We start from the raw sequence: 20,600 nt of genomic DNA, 5'->3' as shown, positions 1-20,600 counted from the left end.
GCTGTGGACCCACTCCGATCCATCTCGAACTCGGTTGTGAAACGCAGCAGCGGCAACGATAGTTGGAGGGTAGCCTCCTGCGAAAATAGCTCGATGCCAGGTCAAACTTTGCTCCACGACGACGCCTCCGATCGCAGCCTGATGGCCGCGATCGGAGGCGTTTTCGTGTGTCTGGGTCATGGATCGCTTGCCCATCAGGCTGTGGGGGAGAGCGCGCTTCGCCACAGTTACGATTGACCGGTTGACTTGGTTCTGTCTGGATGCGATGCCGTGGATAGGGTGATTTGATGTGGCACTGGGTTCGATGACATTGCCGCAAGCTCGCTCACTTCTGCGTTTACGCCGTTCGTGGAAGCCGTTTTGGGGAGCGTACAGGTTATGGTTGCAGAACGATTGTACGGATCTCAGTGCAGCATTTGCTTATCACTGTCTCCAGTCTTTCTTGCCAGCTATGTTGATAGTCCTCTCGATCGCCTCTCGGATTCTTGGAAGAGATCGAGGCTTGGTGGAGCGATTGCTTGGTGTGGCTGATAATATTCTTCCCGCTTCTGGCCTGCCTTTCTTTGAGATTCTATTGCAGAAGTTTACGCGTCAAGGGTTTGGTGCTGGTCTGTTGGGTGTGTTGTTTCTAGTGCTCAGTGCAGGCAATATCTATTTGACTCTCCAGAGGGGTATGGATCGTGTCTGGGGATGGCGACATGCAGGCCTAGAGGGACTGCCATGGGACCAGGTTGTCAGGAGATTCGTTGCGCTCAGGCTGAAGGCATTCTTGCTGATCTCGATCTTGGCAGTGTTGCTTGTTTTTGATCAGTTGGTCAGTAACCTTGGCTTGTTTTTCGATGGTGATGTTGCCTTTGCCTGGTTGCCGCCTTTGCTGCAAAGCCTGCTCCATGTTTCGCTTTGGGCTGACCTGGGTGCCTCGATCCTGATTGGCCTTCTTTGCTCCTGGGTCGGTCTTTGGATCTTGCCCTCACGGCTTGTACCTTTTGGGGTTGTGCTGCCGGGGGCGGCGTTGGCTGCCGTTGTGCTGATTACAATGAATCTCTCCATCGGGCCAATTCTGCTGTTGTTGGGTGTCAGGTTCCAGGCCTATGGTGTGGTGGGTGGTGTCCTTGTGCTGACCCTGTGGATCTGGTTTATTGGTGTGGTTCTCTATTATAGTCAGTGTCTCAATGTGGTGTTGTGGCATGCACGTAAAAACAGACGGTCCAAACTTATATTTTAAGCGCATTGTCGCCTCAACCTTTGCAATAATCTGATCATGCATCGCAACCTCATCGCTTCGTAGATCTGATGCAGCGCTCTGTCCCCTGGCTCTGGCTGGTCTTGCTGGGTCTTCTCCTGCTGGCCCCCAGTCCGGCCGGCCGGCTTCTGCTTGATGTGCTTGGAGGTCTGACCCTTGGCCTGCTGCTGCTGCCGGTTCTGGCGGCGGGGGGGGGCTGGATTGCCTGGCAAGTCCTGCGGCGACGCCTGCAAACCTGTCCTCGCTGTGGCAGTGCCAGCTTCTCCCAGGAGACCTGCCCCCTCTGCGGCGCATCCATGCAGGAGGAATCGGAAGGGATGGTGGTGAATCTCACCGATGCTCCCCTGGAACCTCAATCTCGCGGCATTGAAAGGGAGGCGAGCACGGTCACCATCGATGTGGTGGCCCAGGAGGTGGACGATCGTTGACGGTGTGCGTTGGTTGCCTTAGCCGTCCGTGGCTGGCACCCCTTCACGCTGTCGTTCGGCCAGACGGCGTTCCCGCAGATAGAGAAACAGCGGGGCCCCGCAGGCGAAGGCGATCAGCACGCAGCTCAGCAGCACCCAGATCAGCCCGCGCATCTGCAGGCGCCGGCTTTCCTGCACCATCCAGATCACCACAGCAGTGGCGCCGATCATCAGATCTCTGGACAGAGAGGTGGCGGCGGGATTGGCGGTCGCCATGGCGATGAAGGACGTTAGATCGAAGGCCTGATGGTTGAGTTCGATAAAGTCAAGGTTGGCCATCCAGGGCAGTACGGCTCCGGCAACGGCGAGCAGGAGATAGATCGCCTGTAAGGGACTTTGTGGAAGCCAGGGCAAGGCGAAGGACTTTGGGGTCATGGGAAGTTCCTGGCGACTGTGTGAATGGTTTGGAGGAGCGGTAATCAGCAAGAAGAATGGTCGGTCGAAGCAATGATTGGCCGAATCTAGGATCTGGCTGGGGCGATGATTGATCGGAGCGGCGATTGACCGTGGAAGCGATTCGCTGGAGCGGCGATTGGGAATGCCCTGAATAACTGCCCGTCGAGCAACTTCCATCAAGTCAGGGACGTGAGTCTCAAGCCCTGTTTCGAGCAGACTCTTGGGTTGTCCAGGTCCTCTTTGGGTGTAGCAGTGCTTGGTTGAAAGACTGATCGGGGGTTTGATTGGTGGCGGGGAAGTAGATCAGTACTGACAAGAGTGGCGCATATTTGGCGGCTTGATTGGTGGCTGAATCGTGTCAGAACTTTCGGAGATCTGATCTGCTGCGGCAGCTTAAAGATCACGTGGGTTCGAGTGGTTTCGGATCACTGGTTTCGTCCTGGGGCGCCCACTGCAGCACCTCGTGTTCCACCTGTTCGAGAATGGCTTCGCAACGATCGATGTAGGCCAGGCCACGCCGGTAGAGCGTCGCCATGTGCTCGACGTCCAGGTCGCTGGTCTGCAGCTCCGCCAGCACCAGCTCAAGGGCGGTCCGGGACTGAAGAAAGCTGAGATCCTCGGCACCAGCAGTTAAGGCGACCGACTTGGAGGTCGTGGCCTTCTGATCAACTGCCTTGGGATGATCTGCCTTGCGATCAGCTGCCTTGCGATCAACTGTCTTTGGAGGCGGCTTGCTTCCCTTGGCGCTGGCCTTCATCGAAGTCGGGGTCGACGAATCGGTGGCGATTGTGTCTTCGAGAGTGATTTCGCTGCGTTTGGGCATGGGATGGAAGTGGCGGGAGGGCGGGCTGCCTGACTCCATGTCAGGTCTCACTGAGCGGGAGCCTGGCATGGGGGTGAGGGAGCAGGGGCCTCACTGGACCAGGTGTGTCAGATCGAGGTTGGGGCACTGCGGCTGACCACAGCCTCCATACCCCCCTCACTGAGCTGCACGGTGATCGCGTGACCGGCGTTCACCTCCTTCCAGGTGCGCAGCAGATGTCCATCCTGCCCCCGCACCAGCGAGAAGCCGCGCTCCAGGATGTGCTGCGGAGAGAGGGCCTGAAGCAACTGACGTTGCTGCTGCAGACGCTGGCGGTTCTGAACCAGCAGCCCTTGGGGGTGAAGCGCCTTGAGCCTCTGGCGTTGCTGCGCCAGTCGTTGTGTTTCCAGATCAAGGCGCCAGCGCAATGACCGCTGCAGATGGAGACGTTGCTGGCGCAGATCCAGAAGAGCCCCCTGCTGGTCAGGCAGCAGGGCCACCAGCGCGGCCGTGGGCGTGGCAGCCCGATAGTCCGCCACCAGATCAGCGATGGTGGTGTCGTCTTCATGGCCCAGACCGCAAACCACCGGGATTGCGGCACTTCCCAGGCAATGGGCCAGCCGTTCGCCGTCGAACACCGCCAGATCCTCTCGATTCCCTCCCCCTCGGGCCAGCACCAGCGCTTCAACGCCGAGTCGTTGGGCCTGGCGGCTCACGGCCTCCACGGCCGTGCAGATCTCCCCTTCCACAGGGCCCTGCACGGGGATCGGCACCACCAGAATCCGTGTGGCGGGCCATCGTTCGCGGGCGGTGCGCAGCATGTCCGCCAGGGCGGAGCTGGGCACGCTGGTGAGCAGGGCGATGCAGCCAGGATGCTCGGGCAGAGGGCGCTTGCGCTGGGGGTCGAACCAGCCTTCCGGGGCCAGCAGCTCCCGCACCCGCTCGAACTGTCGCAAGGCCGCCTGACGCCCGGGGCGGATGTCCAGCACCTGCACGCAGAGGCTGGCTCGGGCGTCCCAGAAGTTGAGTCGGCCGATGACGGTGACACCGTCACCTTCGGCGGGGAGGTAGGAGAGCTTCTGGCGCAGGGACGACCAGATCACCCCTGAGATGGTGGCGTCGCCATCGGTGAGGGTCAGCCAGATGTGTCCCTTCTTGAGTTGGGGACGGCTCACGGTCGCCTCCAGCAGGAAGCGCGGCGCAAACCCCCGTTCCAGCAGGGTGCCGATGGCCCGATTGAGCTCGGCCACGCCAAACGAAGGTAGGCCAGCTGATGCGCCGTAGGCGCTCGGGGATCGGGGTTCCAGCGGGGATGGAATCACCTCAGGCGGGATCCGTTGATCGCACCACTGGCTCTTGTACCAATGTTTCTCGCACCACTGGTTCTCGCGTCACGGGGGCTCGTGCACTTGATGGTGTGCGTGTTGTGTGCTCTGGTTGAGGCTGGGCAAGCCTTCAGGCCGGATCCATGGCTGAAGATTGCGCCGGGGCCTGATGGTTGCGACTCCGTTGCGCAGCCTGGCATCAGTGTTGCAGCTTGCGGTACTGAAACCACCAGTAGAGACTCACGGCAGAACCGATCACGGCCACGATGCGTCCAACGGGATGATCGATCCGCACAAAGCCCGCACCCGTGATCACCAGGGCACTACTCAGCAACCTGGAACCGTCACGGCGGTTGTTGACATAGAAGCTGGGTGGCATCGGGTCGGCGGCACAGCAGAAGCAGCCTACGAACCAGCCATTGTGACGGAATCGATGCGACATGAAAATCCCGCCGTTTCACCCTGGGTTGGGCGATCCGGCGGGGCTGGAATCGGCTTGAGAAAGACTCAACCGAGGCCGACCTGGGCCAGAATGCCTTGGCCGGTGAGGAGCTCGGTAGCCAGGCCGATCACAAAACCCATCATGGCGAGGCGGCCATTCCAGGTCTCGGCAAAGTTGACGAAGCCGAAGCGGGGCTGGGAAGCATCAGACATGGAAGCAATCTCCAGGACTGCCCAACTGTAACGAAAGATGGAGCAGTCTTGACAGTGTTGCTTGCTACAGGTGCTGTGCGGTTTCCCGATTTGACAAGCCTGTGGCTTTCGCCTATCGCTGCGTCCAGCTGTTTCCGAATCCATTCAGCCCTCCCGTGCCGCTCTGCAGCAGCAGATTGCCGCTGCCCTGCCTGACCAGCCCGAGCTGGTGCTGGTGACCGACCTCGATGGCACCCTGCTGGGGGGCGATCCACTCTGGCGCCGCGCCTTTTACCGCTGGCTGGCGGAACGGCGTGAGCGGGTGCTGCACATCTTCTGCACGGGCCGCCAGCTCCGTTCGATTGCCTCCCTGCTGATCGACGATGCCGCCTTCGGGCTGGCCCACCCCCATCTGGTGATCGGTGATGTGGGCTGCACCGTGGCCTGCGGGATCAGCCTGAAAGCCGTGTCTGGGATGGTGGATCCGATTGAGGCCCGCTGGAAAGGGTTGCCGGAGCGGCTGCTGCCCTTGCTCGAGGCTCTGCCCGGAGTGGCTCCGCAACCGATCAGCACCGAGCGCCGGCTTGCTTACAGCCTGGATGGCGAGGCGATCGACTGGCAGCGGCTGGTCGCACTCGAAGCCCATGGGGTCGACTGTCTTGTGTCGGACAACCGCTATCTCGATGTGTTGCCAGCCGGTGTCAACAAAGGCTCCACCCTGCTGACCCTGTTGCAATGGCTCGAGATCGATCCCGACCGGGTGGTGACGGCCGGCGACACGCTCAACGATCTGGCGATGTTCGAGACGGGGTTGGCTGGGGTGATGGTGGGTAACGCAGAGCAGGCTCTGCAGGAGAAGGTCTCCGGCCTGCCGCGGACCTACCGGGCCCGCGCCGAAGGTTGCGCCGGCATCGTGGAGGGATTGCGCCACTTCGGTTTCGGCCATTTGTTGGACGACTTCGCTGGCTTCCCCTTGTGAAGCCTTCGAGACGCTCAGCCCTGCGGCGCCGGCCGGCCAGCCTGCTCCCGTGCCAGCCGGGCCTTGGTATGGGCCGTGGCCTGGGCCTGGCGGGGATCTTCCGGCCAGGGATGGCGCGGATAGCGGCCCCGCAGATCGCGGCGCACCTCGGCATAGCCCTGCTCCCAGAACCCACTCAGATCGCGGGTGATCGCGGCTGGTCTCCCGGCTGGCGAGAGCAGGTGCACGGTCACGGGTAGCTGCCCCTGAAGCAGGGCCGGAGTCTGCAGGCAGCCGAACATCTCCTGCAGTTTCACCGCCAGCACCACCTCACCGTTTTGGTAGGTGAGATCGATCCGCCGACCGGAGGGCACCGTCAGCTGCTGCGGCAGCCAGTCGTCGAGCAGACGCCGCTGCGTCCAGTCCAGGTCTGCCCAGAGCACCTCGCACAGATCCAGCCGCTGCAGATCCTCCAGGCTGCGGACTCCCTGGAGGTGACTGCCAAGCCAGTCTTCGAGCGTCTGGCTGAGGGCCTGGTCGCTGCAGTCGGGCCAGGGGGAGCCCAGGTACTGATGGGCGAGCAGCAGCCGCTGCTGCAACTGCCGACTCCTCGCCCCCCAGGGCAGGGCCTCCAGGCCCCGTTGCCGCAGACCCTCGAGCAGCGCCCGCCGGACCAGGTCCTCGTCGGCTTCAGGCCAGGGGCTGCGCTCCAGCACCAGGGCTCCGAGGCGCAGGCTGCGTTCGCAGCGCACCCGCTGGGCGGTGTTGTCCCAGCGCACCTCTTCGACGCTGACACCCTGTTCCACAGCCATGTCCTCCAGCAATGCCGCAGGCAGAGGCACGGCCAGCTGGATTGCCGCGTCCTGTCCCTGGCCGTCCAGGACGGCCACTGCCAGGGCTTCGGCCAGGACCAGGGGGTCGCTGGGATGGAGGCTGGCGCCGCGGCCGCTGCGGAGCTGGTAGCGATGCGGGCTGCCAGGGCGGCGCAGGGCGATCCGCTCCGGATAGGCCCAGGTGATCAGCCGCGCCGCTCGCCATTCCAGGTCTGCTGGACTTGGCACCACATCGCTGGCGGGGGCCGCTGCAGCCCTCACCTGTCGCCGCAATTCGGCGGCGAGCTGGTGCAGCCGCTGCTGAGGGCCTGACCCTCTCCGCCCCTGGCACTGGGTCCGCATCCAGGCCAGGCGGCGCAGCAGGTCGCTGCCATGCTCCTGGCGATCGAGCGGATCCCGTTCGCTCAGCAGCACCGCCAGATCGCAGGCCAGATCCAGATCCCCCACGGCGCTGGCTTTCAGCAGCAGATGGGCCAGGCGCGGGTGCAATCCCACGGCGCTGAGGGCACGGCCGTGATCGGAGAGGGCGCCGCTCTGGTCGAGGGCCCCGAGCTGCTCCAGCAGACGCCGCGCCTCCTGCAGGCCAGCCAGCGGTGGTGGTGTGAGCCAGGCCAGCTCCTCCCCCAGCCCCGCTCCCCATTGGGCCAGCTGCAGGGCGATCGGCAGGGGATCGACCTCCAGCAGTTCCGGCGGATCGAAGGCGGGCCGGCGCTGCTGTTCGGCTGGCGACCACAGCCTCAGACAATGGCCTGGCCCGAGTCGGCCGGCGCGCCCACGCCGCTGCTCGGCGCTGGCCTGGCTGGCCGGCACGGTGACCAGCCCATCCATGCCCGTGGCCGGATCAAAGCGACTGCGGCGCGACCAGCCCGCATCGATCACCAGCCGTACCCCTTCGATCGTGAGGGAACTCTCGGCAATGCTGGTGGCCAGCACCAGCTTGGCGCCGGCGGGATCGGCTGGGGCGATGGCCTGGCGCTGCGCCTCGAGCGGCAGGGATCCGTGCAGGGGACAGATGGCGACCTCCTGGCTCCAGGGGCAGCTCTCGAGCAGCCGCTGGCTGCGCTGGATCTCCCGCAGTCCGGGCAGAAAGATCAGCGCGGTTTCACCAGCGTGACGTTGCGGCAACCACTGCTGCTCCAGGGCCCGCAGCACCTGCCGTTCAATCGCTTCGGATTCACGGGGGCGCTGGTGCTCCACGCTCACTGGGTGGCTGCGCCCCTCGCTGGTGAGCACCCGCGCCTGATCGAGCTCGGCGGCGAGCGGCTCGAGATCCAGGGTGGCCGACATCACCAGCACCCGCAGGTCGGGTCGCAGCAGGGTGCGGGCCTGTCGCAACAGGGCCAGGGCCAGGTCGGCGTCTGCCTGCCGCTCATGGAATTCATCGAAGATCACCAATCCCACGCCCTCCAGGGCCGGGTCGCTCTGCAGGCGCCGCAGGAACAGGCCGCTGGTCACGACTTCCAATCGGGTCCGGCTGGAGCACCGGCTTTCAAGGCGGACCCTGTACCCGACCTGCTCCCCCACCGCTTCCCCAAGGGAACTGGCCAGGCGTTCGGCGGCGGCGCGGGTCGCGAGGCGACGGGGCTCCAGCATCACGATCCTCTGCGCGGGCAGGGCGTGCAACAGGGCCAGGGGCACCCGGGTGGTTTTGCCGGCACCGGGCGGTGCCTGCAGCAGCAAGGTGGACCCTGGAGGGCTCAGCGCCGTTTCGATCGCGTCGAGCAGCCCGTCGATCGGTAGGGGAGCCTCAGCTGCTGCAGGGGAAAAGCGGGCCTGCGGCATGGGCTCAGCGCACGTGCCGCACTCCATCAACGGGGTGGTAGCCCTCACCGGTCTTCTCTTCGTAGACGATCGCCGGCAGACCGGTTTCGAACATGGTCTGCAGGGCTTCCTTGAGATAGGGATTCCAGCCACCTGTCGACACCTTCCCGTGCCACACGGTCCAGTCCCAGGTGCCCTGCAGATCGCGAGGCACACGGCCTTCTCGGTCGCGCCGGGCCACCAGATCCTGGGATTCGATCACGCCCACCCGGACCGGATCCTGCCCATAGGCCGGGGTCATGGTGAGCTCCAGCCGCACGGGATCTTCCTTGACCAGCTTGAGGCGGAAGCGGGGTGGGAGCTTCAGACCCCGGAGCACGGCACCAACGATTCGAGTTCTCTGGTCCACGGTCTGCCTCCGCCGGCATGCACGATCACACCTGCGAGCCTATTCAGTTGTCGCCCTGGGTCCCTGGGCGCTCGTTGTCGCCGTTGAAGCGCACCGTGAGCAGATCCTCACGGGTGAGCTGGCCTTCGGCATCCAGCAGTTCCGGGTGGATGGTGAGCCGGCCGGTGCGATCGCCACTGGTGTTGCCGGCAGCGCTGCGGTCGCCGGGGCGGGGTACGGCACGGAAACCCCTTGCCATCACCTGGAAGGCCTGCCAGAGGAGCAGCAGAAAAACGGCTCCATAGAGGTAGGGAAACAGCTTGGTGAACACGTCCATTCGGTCGGATGCGACGAATCGCCGGATCCGATCGCGGATCCATCATCGCTTGCTTGTGGAGGTGTCAGGCGTGGCGTTGGCCAGCATCCAGGCCCAGAGGGTGGTGCAGGCAGCTCCAAAGGCGAGGAATGCCAGGAGCAGGCGCGAGGTGTCCATGGATCGATAGAAAACTTCACTGATCGTAGCCGGATCCCCTGGCGGTTTGCGCGGCTCGTCCGAGGCAGCTGCGTTCCCTACGGTTTGGGCTGACCTGCGTCGTTCGCGGAGTTCGTGTGATGCGCCGCTTCCCCTTGCATTCGCTGGCCTGGCCGGAAGTCACCCTTGCAGCGATGATGGTGACCCTGCCGCTGCTTCCCACGGTGGCATTGGCGCAGGGGGCCGCCGCTGCAGCCCTGACGCGCCAGTCGTTCGTGGCCAGCGCCGTGCGTCGTGCCGGCCCGGGCGTCGTGACGATCGATACGGAGCGCACCGTGCTGGTGCCGGGTGGTGGTGGGTTGCCCCGTGGGCTGTTGGCCGACCCCTTCTTCCGGCAGTTCTTCGGGGTTCCCCAGGCCGCACCGCCATCCCAGCGCACGGAAAGAGGCCAGGGCAGTGGCGTGATCTATCGGGCCGACGGTCTGATCCTCACCAACGCCCACGTTGTCGAGAAGAGCGATCGGGTGCTGGTGGGGCTGCAGGACGGACGCCGGGTCGAGGGCAAGGTCGTGGGTCTGGACACTGTGACTGATCTGGCCGTGGTGCAGTTGATCGGCGCAGGGCCCTGGCCGGCGGTGGCGCTGGGCAATTCCGATGCCCTTCAAGTGGGCGACTGGGCCATTGCCGTGGGCAATCCCTACGGGCTGGATAACACCGTGACCCTGGGGATCATCAGCAATCTCAACCGCAATGCCAGCAAGCTCGGCATCACCGACAAACGGCTCGATCTGATTCAGACCGATGCGGCGATCAATCCAGGTAACTCCGGCGGGCCTCTCCTCAACGCCGATGGAGAGGTGATCGGCATCAACACCCTCGTGCGGTCGGGACCCGGTGCTGGTCTGGGATTCGCCATCCCGATCAATCGGGCCCGGGAGATTGCCAGCCAGCTCGTGCAGAGTGGTCGGGTGAGCCACCCAATGATCGGTGTGGGTCTGGAAGCTGTGCGCCAGGGGCAGGATGGAGCTGCGGCTGGAGGGGTTCGGGTCGTGTCTGTGATGCCGGGAGGCCCAGCCGCTCGGGTGGGGATGCGCCAGGGCGATGTGATCGTGGTGGCTGATGGTCAGCCGGTCACCGAGCCCAGCCAGTTGGTGAGTGTGGTCGAACGGATCGGCGTAGGCCGGCCTCTGAACCTGAAGATTGATCGGCAGGGCACCCGGCTCGAACTGGACCTGACCCCTGTTGAATTGGGGAGTCTCTCAGCGCGCTGAGCGCCGTGTTGTTGAGGTTCGTTTTGCGATAGGGGGGCAGGCTTGCGATGCGGGGGCAGGCTTGCGTTGGGAGTCAGCCTTGCGATGTGGGTCAGACTGGTGTTGTGGGCCCGTCTTGGGTTGAGGGCAAGGTGCCTTCAGGCGTGTCGCGGTCTGTGCAGCAGGCATCGTGGACAGGGCGTCAGGTCCTGAAGGGATGACGCCCACGATCCCCGCTGCGCTCAGAGCACATCGAATCCCTGAGGCTCGCTGGGCTCGGGCATGGTGGTCATGCCGCCGAGGAAGGAGGAGGGCGCGCCGAGTTGTTGGCGCATCACCCACTGGGTGGCGGCCTTCTGGCTTTGCCAGGCCTGGAGCAGTTGTTTGGCCAGACCACGCAGGGCCTGGGGGTCACCGGTGGCGTCGATGGCTCTGGTCATGCGCTCAAGCTCGAACTTCTGTCCAAGGCTGAGGGTGAGGGGTTCCGACATGGCTGAAGCCCCAGGGGCTCGTGAAACTGGCGCAACGCTACAAAGTGTTTCAGAGCTCCGCGTAGCCGTTGCGACACGGATACGCAAAACACGTCAGCAAACCCTTGCGCCATCCCCCTTGACCTCGATTCTGGGCGTTGGCCACCGGTGATCTGGCCAATGATGGGCGACCAGCCTTGTGGTAGCCCCTTTGCTCTGTGGATCAGTGGTGTTCCCGCAGTTCCTCGACGCAGTGGGTGATGCATTCGCCATCGTCGAGGGAGCAGGTGGTGATGCACTCGAAATAGACCTCCATGGCATCCCAGGTCTCGTCGTGGTGCTGCGGCGACGGCGTCGCCACGGCTTCGGCCCCGGCTGTCCCGGCATGGGAGGAGGGAATCCCGGTGAGGGAAGCAAGTTCCGTGGACCTGAGCTCGACGCTCATGGGCTGATCTCAATGACGTAGCGTCAGGCTATGCACACATCGCGCTGGGCACCAGCGAAATGGGTCGAGTTGCCTACTCGTCTATGAAGTTGTGTGATCCAGCTCCGGACTGAGGCCTGTCCGTCGCCCTGCTGGCCGGCCGACAGCAGGTAGTCGGCAGGCCTGCAGCAGGCAGTCAGCAGGCCGGCTGTCGTTGCTTGCCGCCATCGTTCTTGCTGCCCTGTTTGTTGCGCAGCCGCTCGCGCTGCTTCTCGCGGTTGGCGGTCTGCTTGCGGGTTCGGGCTTCCGTCTCCAGGGCCTGGCGAGCAGCTTCGGCTTCCTCCTGTTTCTTCTGCAGGTAGTAGGCGTAGTCGCCGCGGTAGATCACCAGCTCCCCTTCGCGCAGCTCCACGATCCGGTTGGCGACCCGGGAGATGAAGTAGCGGTCGTGGGAGACCAGCAGGGCCGCGCCCTCGTACTCCTGCAGCGCGTTCTCCAGCATCTGCTTGGCGGGGATGTCGAGGTGATTGGTGGGCTCGTCCAGCACCAGCAGGTTGCAGGGCGTCAGCAGCATCAGCGCCAGGGCGAGGCGTGCCTTCTCTCCGCCGCTGAGCTTGCCGGCCTCCTTGAACACTGCCTCGTTGCTGAGACAGAAGCTGCCCAGCAGGGAGCGCACCTGGGTCTGGGTCCAGTCCGGCACCGCTTCGAACACGGTGTCGATCACGGTCTTGTCCAGGTCGAGGGCCTCGGCCTGGTTCTGCTCGAAATAGCCGGCGATCACGTTGTGCTCGCCCAGCCCGGCCCGGCCCTCGTCCGGCGCCTCCAGGCCCATCACCAGCCGCAGCAGGGTCGACTTGCCTGCACCGTTCGGGCCCACGAAGGCGATCCGATCGCCCCGCTCCACCTCCAGCTCGGCGCCGAGAAACAGGATCTTGTCGCCGTAGCTGTGGCTGAGATCGCGAAACTCGGCCACCAGCCTTCCGGAGCGGGGGGCTTCGGGAAAGCGGAAGCGTGGACCGGAGACACTCTCGATCGGGGCCTCGATCCGTTCGACCTTCTCAAGCAGTTTTTCCCGGCTCTTGGCCTGGGTGGAGCGGGTGGCGCTGGCCCGGAAGCGGTCGACATAGGCCTGCTGACTCGCCAGTTCCTTCTGCTGCCGATCGAAGGCGGCCTGGCTGGCCTCGCGCTCCAGCGCCTTCTGCTCCAGATGCTGGCTGTAGTTGCCCAGGTAGGTCCGTGAGACGCCACGTTCGGTCTCCACGATCTGGGTGCAGACCCGATCGAGAAAGGTGCGGTCATGGCTGATCACCACCAGGGCGGCGCTCTGCTCGATCAGGTAGCCCTCCAGCCACTGGATCGTCTCCACATCCAGGTGGTTGGTCGGCTCATCCAGCAGCAGCAGATCCGGCTCCTGCAACAGGATCTTGCCCAGGGCGATGCGCATCTGCCAGCCGCCGGAGTAGTCCCCCACCAGCAGCTCGGCCCCTTCGGGGGTGAAGCCGATCGTGGGTAGCAATTTGTCGATGCGGGCGTCGAGTTCGTAGCCGTGCAGGGCCTCGAAGCGGCTGTGCAGCCGGCCCAGCTCGTGGATCAGCTCATCGAGGTGATCGGGATCGCTGGCGGCTTGTTCGCTGGCCATGGCGTGCTCGACCTGATGCTGGCGGATCAGCACCTGGGCCGCTTCGCCAAAGGCCTGAAACAGCTCTTCGCGCACGGTGCGCTCAGGATCGACATCGAATTCCTGCTGCAGGTAGGCGATGCGCGGCTCCCCCTGCTTCACCACCAGGCCGCCGCTGGCTTCCTCCAGACCGGCAATGATCCGCATCTGGGTGGATTTGCCGGCACCGTTCACGCCCACCAGGCCGATCCGCTCACCGGCCTTCACCTCCCAGGTGACATCCCGCAGCACTTCACCGGTGGGATAGATCTTGCTGATCCGTTCGAGACGAAGCACGGCGGCGCGGGTATGGGTACGGCAGAAGCCACGGAATCCTGCCGGTTCCGGTGCATTGCCTGCATCATCCCTGGCCATCCTCCCGACCGGAACCCCTGAGATCCGTCCCTCGGATGAGCGTCCGGCAAAGTGGTTTTCAGAACCGCCGCCGCTCGTAGGGATGATCAAGCGCCTCGAGCAGGTGGCCGCTCTGGTGGTGGCGGCGGGTCTGGCGATCGTCAGCTACTGGCTGTTCTTCAGCTGGGCCCAGGGTGGCGGGGGCCATCGCCGTCCCGGCGGGATCCCTGTCAGTCCGCCAGGTTCGAGCGAGTCCCGATCACGGGATTCCGGCGTGCCGATGGCTGCCGACCCTCTTGCCGGCGTCACAGTCCGCCGCGCGCCTTGAGCAGCCACTGCTTGGTGTCGCCGTCCTCCAGGCTGGCGATGTGGGCCTTCACCTCCTCCACGCTCACCGGCAGATCTTCGGCTTCCCCGAGCGCCACAATCCGCTGCAAGGCGCCGCTGGGGTCCTGCAGGGCCTGGCGAAACAGCTCCTGGGTGAGCGCCGCATCGGCGCTGATGCGCGCGTAGAGCTGGGATGCGTTGCTCATCGCTCGGCCACGGGTGGTTTGACCCTATGTAGCGGAGCTGCCCAACAGTGTGCCCTGGCAAGCGGTTGTTCGCGTTCCGTAGGGAAAGGAACTCAGGGGTGTGCGTCGTTGTCGGCGGTTTCGCCCTTGAGGCTGCGGGCTTCCTGGCAGAGCACCTGGCGGAGCTGGGCGTAGTTGGCGGCCAGGGTGCTCTGCCCGTCCTGACGGGCTCCGAATTCCGCCCGTTGCAGCACGTGGTGCAGATGGGTGAGCAGGTAGGGGCTGATCACGGCCGACACCAGCACATCACCACTGCTTTGCGCGGAGGGGGTGGTGGCGGGGGAAGGGCCGTTGGAGCGAGGCGCCATGGCCGAGGGCCGGGTCGGGTTTCAGCATAGGCTTGGATACTACCCAAGGGTGTGTTCGTACACTGGTGTGCCCTGGTGCTGACCAGTGCGGCCTGTCCCCGGGTGCCTCCGCCCGTGAGTCGTCCATCCTCCGCTGCGTCGTGCCCACCCGTCAGACATCCTCCAGTGGGCGCTCCAAGTCGCCTCGGATTCAGGTGGTCTTGCCTGAGGAACTCTGCGAGCGCCTCACGGCTCTGGCTGACCAGGATTCCCGCACCGTCAGCAACATGGCGCGGGTGCTGATCCAGCAGGGTGTGGAGCGCATCGAACGGCAGCGGCTCCTGGCAGACGAGGCCGGTCTGCTGCCAAGCGAGGCCCAGGCCGACCGCTTTCGCGCGGCCCTCGTGCGTCAGGAGCAGAATCCAGGCCAACGCCTGCAGGGCAACCGCCGGCCCCGGCTGTACCGCCCCCGCGGTTGAATTGGGCTCGGCAGCAGCGGCACCAGGGATCGGATCACAGGCCGGCAGGCCTGGCGCAGACTCCCAGCACGGCCTGCCGGCGGGCGCCGGTCACGGCCGGCAGGGAGCCGGGGTGGCCCTGCTGGTGCCACCAGGCGAGCAACGCGAAGGCCAGGGCTTCCCTCTCCAGATCCCCGATACCAAGCTCCTGCAGGGGCCGCACGCTGATTCCCCGGCAGCGGTGCCGCAGCTCCCGCATCAGGGTCTGGTTGCGGCCGCCTCCTCCGGCGACCAGCAGTTCGATCGGCCGTGGACCGCGGTGCAGATCCTGGGCCACAGCCGCGGCGCTGAAGGCCGTCAGGGTGGCGAGGCTGTCGGCGGCGAACTCAGCGCTGTCGGGGGCTGACGCACTGGCCTGGGCCAGGTTCGCCAGGCGGCGTTGCAGATCGGCCTGGCCGAACAATTCCCGGCCGGTGGACTTGGGCGGGGACTGGAGCAGATAGGGCTCCTGCAGCCAGCGCTCCAGCACCGGTGTCTGCACCCGGCCGCACGCCGCCCAGGCGCCACCGTCATCGAAGCTCAGCTGTCCCTGGCTGAAGTGATCCACAGCCAGGTCCAGCAGAGTGTTGGCCGGGCCGCAATCCCAGCCGCGTACCGACGCGCGGCGATCGGGCCCGCGGCCGGGGGGCAGCAGGGTGAGGTTGGCGATGCCTCCCAGGTTGAGCAGGGCGCGCCAGCCACCGGTGCTGCCCAGCAGTGCCGCATCACAGGGGGGAACCAGCGGCGCCCCCTGCCCCCCCAGGGCCAGATCGGCAGCCCGGAAGTCGTGGACCACCGGACGTTGCAGCAGGGACGCCAGCAACGGGCCCTGCAGCAGCTGAAGACTGGCGCCACGGCGATCGCCCGTGGGGGGACGGTGCCAGAGCGTCTGGCCGTGGCAGCCCACCAGCGCTGCTATACCGCTTGGATCGGCTTGGCGGGCTGCCTCGGCCTGAATCTCGGTCACGGCCTCGCTCAGGTCGAGGAGCTCCGCCGTGGTGAGCGAGGCTCCCTGGCCCAAGGCCAGCAGCCGCTGGCGGAGGCCGTCGGGATAGGGAACCGAGGCCCGCCCCAGCAGTTGCCAGCGCGGGCGTTGGGGCGGGCCTGAGAAGGCGGCCAGCACGCCGTCCACGCCATCGGCACTGGTGCCGCTCATCAGGCCGACCACCCGCATGGCGATTCAGTTGGAGGGAAGGGCTTCCAGCGCCGTGCTGGTGCCCATCACCACCAGCAGTTCCCCTTCATTGAGCACATGGGAGGCCGGTGGGTTGACGGTGAGCTGGTTCCGAGGGCCGGCTGCCAGCACGCTGACGTTGTAGTTCTTGCGCAGGTTGATGTCCCGCAGGGAGTGCCCGACGAAGGCGCGAGGCACTTTGATCTCTTCGATGCTGTTGCGGTCGTCCAGCCGTAGGCGTTCCAGCAGGTTCGGACGCACCAGCTCCAGCCCCAGGCGTTCTCCCTGCATCTTGGAGGGAAACACCACCCGGTCGGCGCCGACCCGGCGCAGCATCTTCTCGTGCAGATCGCTGGTGGCCCGCGCGATCACCTGCTTCACACGGCTGTCGCTGCTGTCCTTGGCGATCAGGGTGGCGGTGATGCTGACTGCGAGCGGCTCGCTGATCGCCACCACCACGGTGCCGAGATCGAGAACCCCCGACGCGCGTAAGGCCTCCTCATCGGTGCAGTCCACCACCCGGCCCTCAATGCCCGGATCGGCCTGACGCAACTCATCGATGGCCCTCTGGCTGCGGTCAATCGCCAGGACGTCGGCACCGGCGCTGGCGAGGGTCTTGCAGACGGCACTGCCGAAGCGTCCCACTCCGATCACGGCGAAGCTGTCTTCGAAGCGATCTTCGCTTCCCTGCCATTGCCACCACTGGTTCATTCCCGCTGCATCCTTTGTCTGCTTGGAGTGATCGCTGGTCAAGTATGGATGGAGTTCCGGCTGGTCGGCGCTGGTTCGACGTTTCAGATGTCGATCAGATGTAGAGCTCTTCCTTGGGGTACTTCACCCGACTCTGCGGCCGGTTGCCATAGAAGGCCGAGAGCAGCAGCAGGATCCCCAGCCGGCCGACAAACATCCCCACCATCAACACCGCCTGGCCCCAGCGATCCAGGTGGGCCGTCACGCCCACATCCAGGCCCACGGTGCCGAAGGCCGAGACGCAGGTGAACAGTTTTTCCAGGAAGGTGAAGGCCTCTGTCTTGGCGCTGGCGCCACCGATGTTGTCGAGCGCCAGCAGCAGGGCCATGCCAAGCACGAACAGCATCGAGGCCAGGGTGACCCCGACGGCCCGAAGCACCACCTTGGCGGGGATTTCGCGATCGCGAACCACCACATCGTCCTCACCCCGCAGGGTGGACCGGGTGGCTGCCACCAGGGCTGCAAAGGTGGTGGTTTTGATGCCGCCACCGGTGCCGCCGGGACTGGCACCAATGAACATCAGCCCCATCATCAGCAACAGTCCCGCATCCGAGAGCGTGCTGGTGGTGAGGGGGATTGTGTTGAAGCCAGCCGTGCGTGTGGAGATCGACTGAAACAGGCTCACCTGCAGTTTGTCCAGAGTATCCAGCTTCTGCATCAGCAGCCCCTCGGTGTCGAGATGCTCCGTCAGGAGCAGGCCAATTGTTCCGATCAGGATCAGGCCGATCGTGCTGCGAATCACCAGGCGGGTGTGCATGCTCAGGCGATTCAGTCGCCGCAGGCGGAAGCGATTCACCCAGAGGTCATTGGTGACTCTCCAGCCAAGACCACCCATCACAATCATGCTGGCGATCACCAGATTGACCACCGGATTGCTGCGGTAGTGCACCAGACTGTCGCTCCACAAACCGAAACCAGCGTTGTTGTAAGCGCTGATGCAATGGAACATCGAGGCCCAGAGGCGCTCCCCGGGGTTGGCGATGTCGTTGAAGCCGAAGCTGAACAGGATCAAGGTGCCGATCCCCATCACGCAGCCTGCGGTGATCAGAATTGACTGGAAGGTGGGCCCGATGCCACCAACGCCGAACTCATCGAGGGCACGGCCCTTGTCAAGCCGGTGCCTGAGGCCGGAGTGTCCCTGCACGAATCCCTGCAGAAAGGTGGTGATTGCCATCAGGCCGAGACCACCGGTGATGATCAGGCCCGCCAGCGCCACCTGCCCGACCGGGGTCAGTTCGGTGCCCACATCAATAATCGAGAGGCCCGTCACCGTGATCGCGGATGTCACGGTGAACAGGGCTTCCCAGAGCCCCACCGATTTGCTGGAGCAGAGCGGTGAGGCCAGGATGAACGTTCCGAAGGCGATCACCAGCAGGCCGGTGATCGCCGTGAACTGGGGAACGCTGAGCCGCTGGTGCCAGTGATGGCGATGCCCAGGGGAACGCTTCGGGCGAGGCGCCATGGCAGGAGGAGTTGGCTTCTCGGCTCAGGATCCGATCACTTATTGGGCTGCGGGGTCATGCGCAGATAGGGCTTCACCTCGGTGACACCCTTGGGAAACTTGGTGCGGGCTTCTTCGGTGGGAATGGAGGGCACCACCACGCAGTCGTCGCCATCGTTCCAGTTCACCGGTGTGGCCACCTGGTGGGAATCGGTGAGTTGGAGCGAATCAATCACGCGCAGGATTTCGTCGAAGTTGCGGCCCGTGCTGGCGGGATAGGTGATTTGCAGGCGCAGCTTCTTGCTGGGGTCGATGATGAACACCGACCGCACCGTGAGGTTGTTGAGTGAGTTCGGGTGGATCATCCCGTACAGGTCGCTCACCGACTTGTCGGCATCCGCCAGAATCGGATAGTCGACGGTGGTGTTCTGGGTCTCATTGATATCGCCGATCCAACCCTTGTGGCTCTCGGCCGAGTCGACGCTCAGGGCGATCGTCTTGACATTCCGCTTCTGCCACTCCGGGCGCAGGCGGGCTACTTCGCCCAGCTCCGTGGTGCAGACCGGGGTGTAGTCGGCTGGGTGGGAGAACAGGACCACCCAGCTGTTGCCGGCGAAGTCGTAGAGGTTGATCGTACCCAGCTGGGAATCCTGAGTGAAATCGGGAACGGTGTCGCCGAGCTGCAGAGCCATGGAAGAAACGTGTGGGGGGGAGGGAGAGGAAGTGGGTCGTGGCGGGAAGGGACGCCCTTTCGGGGCCGCATCCCAGGCAACGGCCAGGTTAGGCACCGAAGGGGCTAGATCCCGAACTGCCTGCAGACCAGCAAGGGCACCAGAAGGGTCATCACCAGGGTGAGGGGAAATCCGTAGCGGGCCACATCGAGGAAGCGATAGCGGCCCGGACCGAACACCATCAGGTTGGTCTGGTAGCCCACCGGGCTGAGGAAGCTCTGGCTGGCTCCGAACAGGACCGTGAAGATGAAGGCCATCGGCGGCATGCCGAGGCCGACGGCGACTTTGGCCGCGATTGGAATCACCATCGCCACCGTGGCCGCGTTGCTCATCACCTCGGTGAGCAGGGTGGTGAACAGGAAAACCCCGGCGAGGGCCCAGAAGATCGGCCAATGCTGCAGTCCGATCAGCAGGGACTTCGCCATGGCCTCGGCCAGACCGGTCTTCTCAAGGGCCACACTGAAGCTGCCCAGCGATCCGAGCAGCAGAATCACATCCAGACGGATCGAGCGCAGCAGTTCGCCGGTGCGGAGGCAACCGGTGGCCACCATCGCCACGGTGCCCAGCAGCACCGCCGCCACCAGGGGCAAAATCTTGAAGGTGGGCAACACGATCACCAGGACGGCGATGACCATGGCGATGCCCTTGCGACTGACGGTCGGCAGATCGTCTTCGATCTGCTCAAGGACCACCAGGTCATTATTGGCCTGAAGGCCGCGGATGGCATCCTGGGGGCCTTGCAGGAGCAACACATCGCCCTCCCTGAGGGTTGCCCTGCCAAGCCGCTCGTGCAACACCTCATTGCCGCGGCGCAGGGCCAGAACGGTGGTGTTGTAACGCTGGCGGAAGCGCAGATCGCGGAGGCTTTCCCCGGCCAGGGTCGAGCCGGCGGGCAGAAGCACCTCGACCATACGCAGATTGGCCAAGGCCTGGGACGCCAGTTCGGCCTCTTCGGATTCAGGAACAGGAGCAAGAACAATGGTGTGTTCCTGCTGCAGCCTGAGCAGGTCGTCCCGGGTGCAACGCAGCACCAGGCGATCCCCCTCCAGCAAGCTGCGGTCGGCCAGCGGTGGGGTGAAGCGCTCTTCATTGCGGTGGATTTCGAGCACGTCGACGTCGAAACGCCGTTGCAGGCGCGTGCCATGCAGGGATTTCCCCACCAGCTCGGAGCGCGCCGGGATCATCACTTCGGTGAGGTAACCACTGCCGCTGAAGCTGCGGGCCAGGTCGCGATCGTCGCTGCCGCGATCGGGCAGAAAACGGTCGGAGAGCAGCACCATCACCAGGCTCCCCACCAGCCAAACCCCGATCCCGATCGGCGTGAAGCTGAACAGATCGAAGGCGCCGTAACCCAGCTTGTTGCTGACCTCGCTGGCCAGCAGGTTCACCGAACTACCGATCAGCGTCATCGTTCCACCAAGAACGGTGGCGAAAGACAGCGGAAGCAGAACTTTCGAGGGCGAGATGCCGCGGCGGCGGCACCAGCCCTCGACCACGGGCAGCAACGACGCCACGATCGGGGTGTTCGGAACGAAGGCCGAGACCGGTGCCACCAGGGTGGTGAGCAGCACGATCATGCGCTTTGGAGTTCGAACCGCATCGGAGCCGATCATTCCCCTGAGCCGATCGAGGCCGCCGGAGCGAAACAGACCGGCCGAGAGGGCGAACAGACCCAGCACGGTGAGCAGAGCCGGACTGCCGAAGCCCTCAAGGGC

Annotated in this window: 24 protein-coding genes and 1 rRNA gene; 6 read left to right on the top strand and 19 right to left on the bottom strand. The window is 64.7% G+C overall.

Translation table 11 applies throughout. From position 1 onward, the window contains the following. The 3 genes from rrf to KQ310_RS10240 all read left to right on the top strand — a co-directional run. Positions 1–102, top strand: a 5S ribosomal RNA gene (gene rrf, locus KQ310_RS10250); the annotation flags it as partial. A 202-nt stretch (positions 103–304) separates the two neighbouring features. After that, the gene (locus KQ310_RS10245) at positions 305–1,225 is read left to right on the top strand and encodes a YihY/virulence factor BrkB family protein (RefSeq protein ID WP_259721650.1); all 921 of its coding nucleotides are present in this window, start codon (positions 305–307) and stop codon (positions 1,223–1,225) included. Between the two features lie 68 nt (positions 1,226–1,293). Continuing rightward, on the top strand, positions 1,294–1,671 hold the full coding sequence (locus tag KQ310_RS10240) for a hypothetical protein (protein ID WP_259721649.1): 378 nt from the start codon (positions 1,294–1,296) through the stop codon (positions 1,669–1,671). A gap of 18 nt (positions 1,672–1,689) precedes the next feature. Here KQ310_RS10240 and KQ310_RS10235 read toward each other — a convergent pair whose 3' ends face one another. The 5 genes from KQ310_RS10235 to KQ310_RS10215 form a co-directional block, all read right to left on the bottom strand. After that, complete coding sequence (locus KQ310_RS10235; protein ID WP_259721648.1) at positions 1,690–2,085, bottom strand: DUF2834 domain-containing protein; 396 nt, start codon at positions 2,083–2,085, stop codon at positions 1,690–1,692. Positions 2,086–2,506: 421 nt separating this feature from the next. Continuing rightward, a complete protein-coding gene (gene xseB, locus KQ310_RS10230) occupies positions 2,507–2,929 on the bottom strand; it encodes an exodeoxyribonuclease VII small subunit (protein WP_259721647.1) in 423 nt (140 codons plus the stop codon). 107 nt (positions 2,930–3,036) lie between these two features. Next, positions 3,037–4,158, bottom strand: a complete 1,122-nt coding sequence (xseA, locus tag KQ310_RS10225; RefSeq protein WP_259721646.1) for an exodeoxyribonuclease VII large subunit — start codon at positions 4,156–4,158, stop codon at positions 3,037–3,039. A 274-nt stretch (positions 4,159–4,432) separates the two neighbouring features. Next, positions 4,433–4,612, bottom strand: a complete 180-nt coding sequence (locus tag KQ310_RS10220; RefSeq protein ID WP_259721645.1) for a hypothetical protein — start codon at positions 4,610–4,612, stop codon at positions 4,433–4,435. A gap of 128 nt (positions 4,613–4,740) precedes the next feature. Next, positions 4,741–4,887 (bottom strand): chlorophyll a/b-binding protein, encoded by a 147-nt coding sequence (locus KQ310_RS10215; RefSeq protein WP_197158638.1) that lies wholly within the window; start codon positions 4,885–4,887, stop codon positions 4,741–4,743. A gap of 214 nt (positions 4,888–5,101) precedes the next feature. Here KQ310_RS10215 and KQ310_RS10210 point away from each other — a divergent pair, with 214 nt between their 5' ends. After that, complete coding sequence (locus KQ310_RS10210) at positions 5,102–5,845, top strand: HAD family hydrolase (protein WP_259721644.1); 744 nt, start codon at positions 5,102–5,104, stop codon at positions 5,843–5,845. Between the two features lie 14 nt (positions 5,846–5,859). Here KQ310_RS10210 and hrpB read toward each other — a convergent pair whose 3' ends face one another. The 3 genes from hrpB to KQ310_RS10195 are packed head-to-tail and all read right to left on the bottom strand — an operon-like array spanning position 5,860 to position 9,143. Beyond that, positions 5,860–8,439: an ATP-dependent helicase HrpB gene (gene hrpB, locus KQ310_RS10205; protein ID WP_259721643.1), complete on the bottom strand. Its 2,580-nt coding sequence runs from the start codon at positions 8,437–8,439 to the stop codon at positions 5,860–5,862. 4 nt (positions 8,440–8,443) lie between these two features. Further along, the gene (locus KQ310_RS10200; protein WP_197158641.1) at positions 8,444–8,827 is read right to left on the bottom strand and encodes a hypothetical protein; all 384 of its coding nucleotides are present in this window, start codon (positions 8,825–8,827) and stop codon (positions 8,444–8,446) included. Between the two features lie 43 nt (positions 8,828–8,870). Continuing rightward, a complete protein-coding gene (locus tag KQ310_RS10195; protein WP_259721642.1) occupies positions 8,871–9,143 on the bottom strand; it encodes a DUF2973 domain-containing protein in 273 nt (90 codons plus the stop codon). Positions 9,144–9,418: 275 nt separating this feature from the next. Here KQ310_RS10195 and KQ310_RS10190 point away from each other — a divergent pair, with 275 nt between their 5' ends. Next, positions 9,419–10,549, top strand: a complete 1,131-nt coding sequence (locus tag KQ310_RS10190; protein WP_399238105.1) for a trypsin-like peptidase domain-containing protein — start codon at positions 9,419–9,421, stop codon at positions 10,547–10,549. Between the two features lie 221 nt (positions 10,550–10,770). Here KQ310_RS10190 and KQ310_RS10185 read toward each other — a convergent pair whose 3' ends face one another. The 6 genes from KQ310_RS10185 to KQ310_RS10160 form a co-directional block, all read right to left on the bottom strand. Beyond that, positions 10,771–11,019, bottom strand: coding sequence for a hypothetical protein (locus KQ310_RS10185; RefSeq protein ID WP_259721641.1), 249 nt, complete (start codon positions 11,017–11,019; stop codon positions 10,771–10,773). Between the two features lie 202 nt (positions 11,020–11,221). After that, positions 11,222–11,443, bottom strand: coding sequence for a hypothetical protein (locus KQ310_RS10180; RefSeq protein ID WP_259721654.1), 222 nt, complete (start codon positions 11,441–11,443; stop codon positions 11,222–11,224). Between the two features lie 175 nt (positions 11,444–11,618). Then, the gene (locus KQ310_RS10175) at positions 11,619–13,376 is read right to left on the bottom strand and encodes an ATP-binding cassette domain-containing protein (RefSeq protein ID WP_259721651.1); all 1,758 of its coding nucleotides are present in this window, start codon (positions 13,374–13,376) and stop codon (positions 11,619–11,621) included. A gap of 136 nt (positions 13,377–13,512) precedes the next feature. Then, positions 13,513–13,641, bottom strand: a complete 129-nt coding sequence (locus KQ310_RS10170; RefSeq protein ID WP_259721653.1) for a hypothetical protein — start codon at positions 13,639–13,641, stop codon at positions 13,513–13,515. 97 nt (positions 13,642–13,738) lie between these two features. After that, positions 13,739–13,966, bottom strand: coding sequence for a hypothetical protein (locus KQ310_RS10165; protein WP_259721640.1), 228 nt, complete (start codon positions 13,964–13,966; stop codon positions 13,739–13,741). A gap of 92 nt (positions 13,967–14,058) precedes the next feature. Continuing rightward, complete coding sequence (locus KQ310_RS10160; RefSeq protein ID WP_259721639.1) at positions 14,059–14,313, bottom strand: hypothetical protein; 255 nt, start codon at positions 14,311–14,313, stop codon at positions 14,059–14,061. 140 nt (positions 14,314–14,453) lie between these two features. Between KQ310_RS10160 and KQ310_RS10155 the strand changes: the two genes are divergently transcribed. Beyond that, entirely contained in the window at positions 14,454–14,771 is a 318-nt protein-coding gene (locus KQ310_RS10155; protein ID WP_259721638.1) for a ribbon-helix-helix domain-containing protein, read from the top strand. A gap of 34 nt (positions 14,772–14,805) precedes the next feature. On the opposite strand, the gene KQ310_RS10150 is transcribed toward KQ310_RS10155, so the two are convergent. The 5 genes from KQ310_RS10150 to KQ310_RS10130 form a co-directional block, all read right to left on the bottom strand. Beyond that, positions 14,806–15,963: an anhydro-N-acetylmuramic acid kinase gene (locus KQ310_RS10150; RefSeq protein ID WP_259721637.1), complete on the bottom strand. Its 1,158-nt coding sequence runs from the start codon at positions 15,961–15,963 to the stop codon at positions 14,806–14,808. Between the two features lie 6 nt (positions 15,964–15,969). Beyond that, positions 15,970–16,674 (bottom strand): TrkA family potassium uptake protein, encoded by a 705-nt coding sequence (locus KQ310_RS10145; RefSeq protein ID WP_259721636.1) that lies wholly within the window; start codon positions 16,672–16,674, stop codon positions 15,970–15,972. Positions 16,675–16,768: 94 nt separating this feature from the next. Then, a complete protein-coding gene (locus KQ310_RS10140; RefSeq protein ID WP_259721635.1) occupies positions 16,769–18,175 on the bottom strand; it encodes a TrkH family potassium uptake protein in 1,407 nt (468 codons plus the stop codon). 35 nt (positions 18,176–18,210) lie between these two features. Next, positions 18,211–18,846, bottom strand: coding sequence for a peroxiredoxin (locus tag KQ310_RS10135; protein ID WP_259721634.1), 636 nt, complete (start codon positions 18,844–18,846; stop codon positions 18,211–18,213). Positions 18,847–18,950: 104 nt separating this feature from the next. Beyond that, positions 18,951–20,600, bottom strand: a 1,650-nt coding sequence (locus KQ310_RS10130) for an SLC13 family permease (RefSeq protein WP_259721633.1), incomplete at its 5' end; no start/stop codon positions are given.

The sequence above is a fragment of the Synechococcus sp. CS-1328 genome (assembly GCF_025128095.1).
Classification (GTDB): domain Bacteria; phylum Cyanobacteriota; class Cyanobacteriia; order PCC-6307; family Cyanobiaceae; genus CBW1002.
Note: the sequence above shows the minus strand (reverse complement) of the source record. Positions and strands in the feature narration are given on the sequence as shown.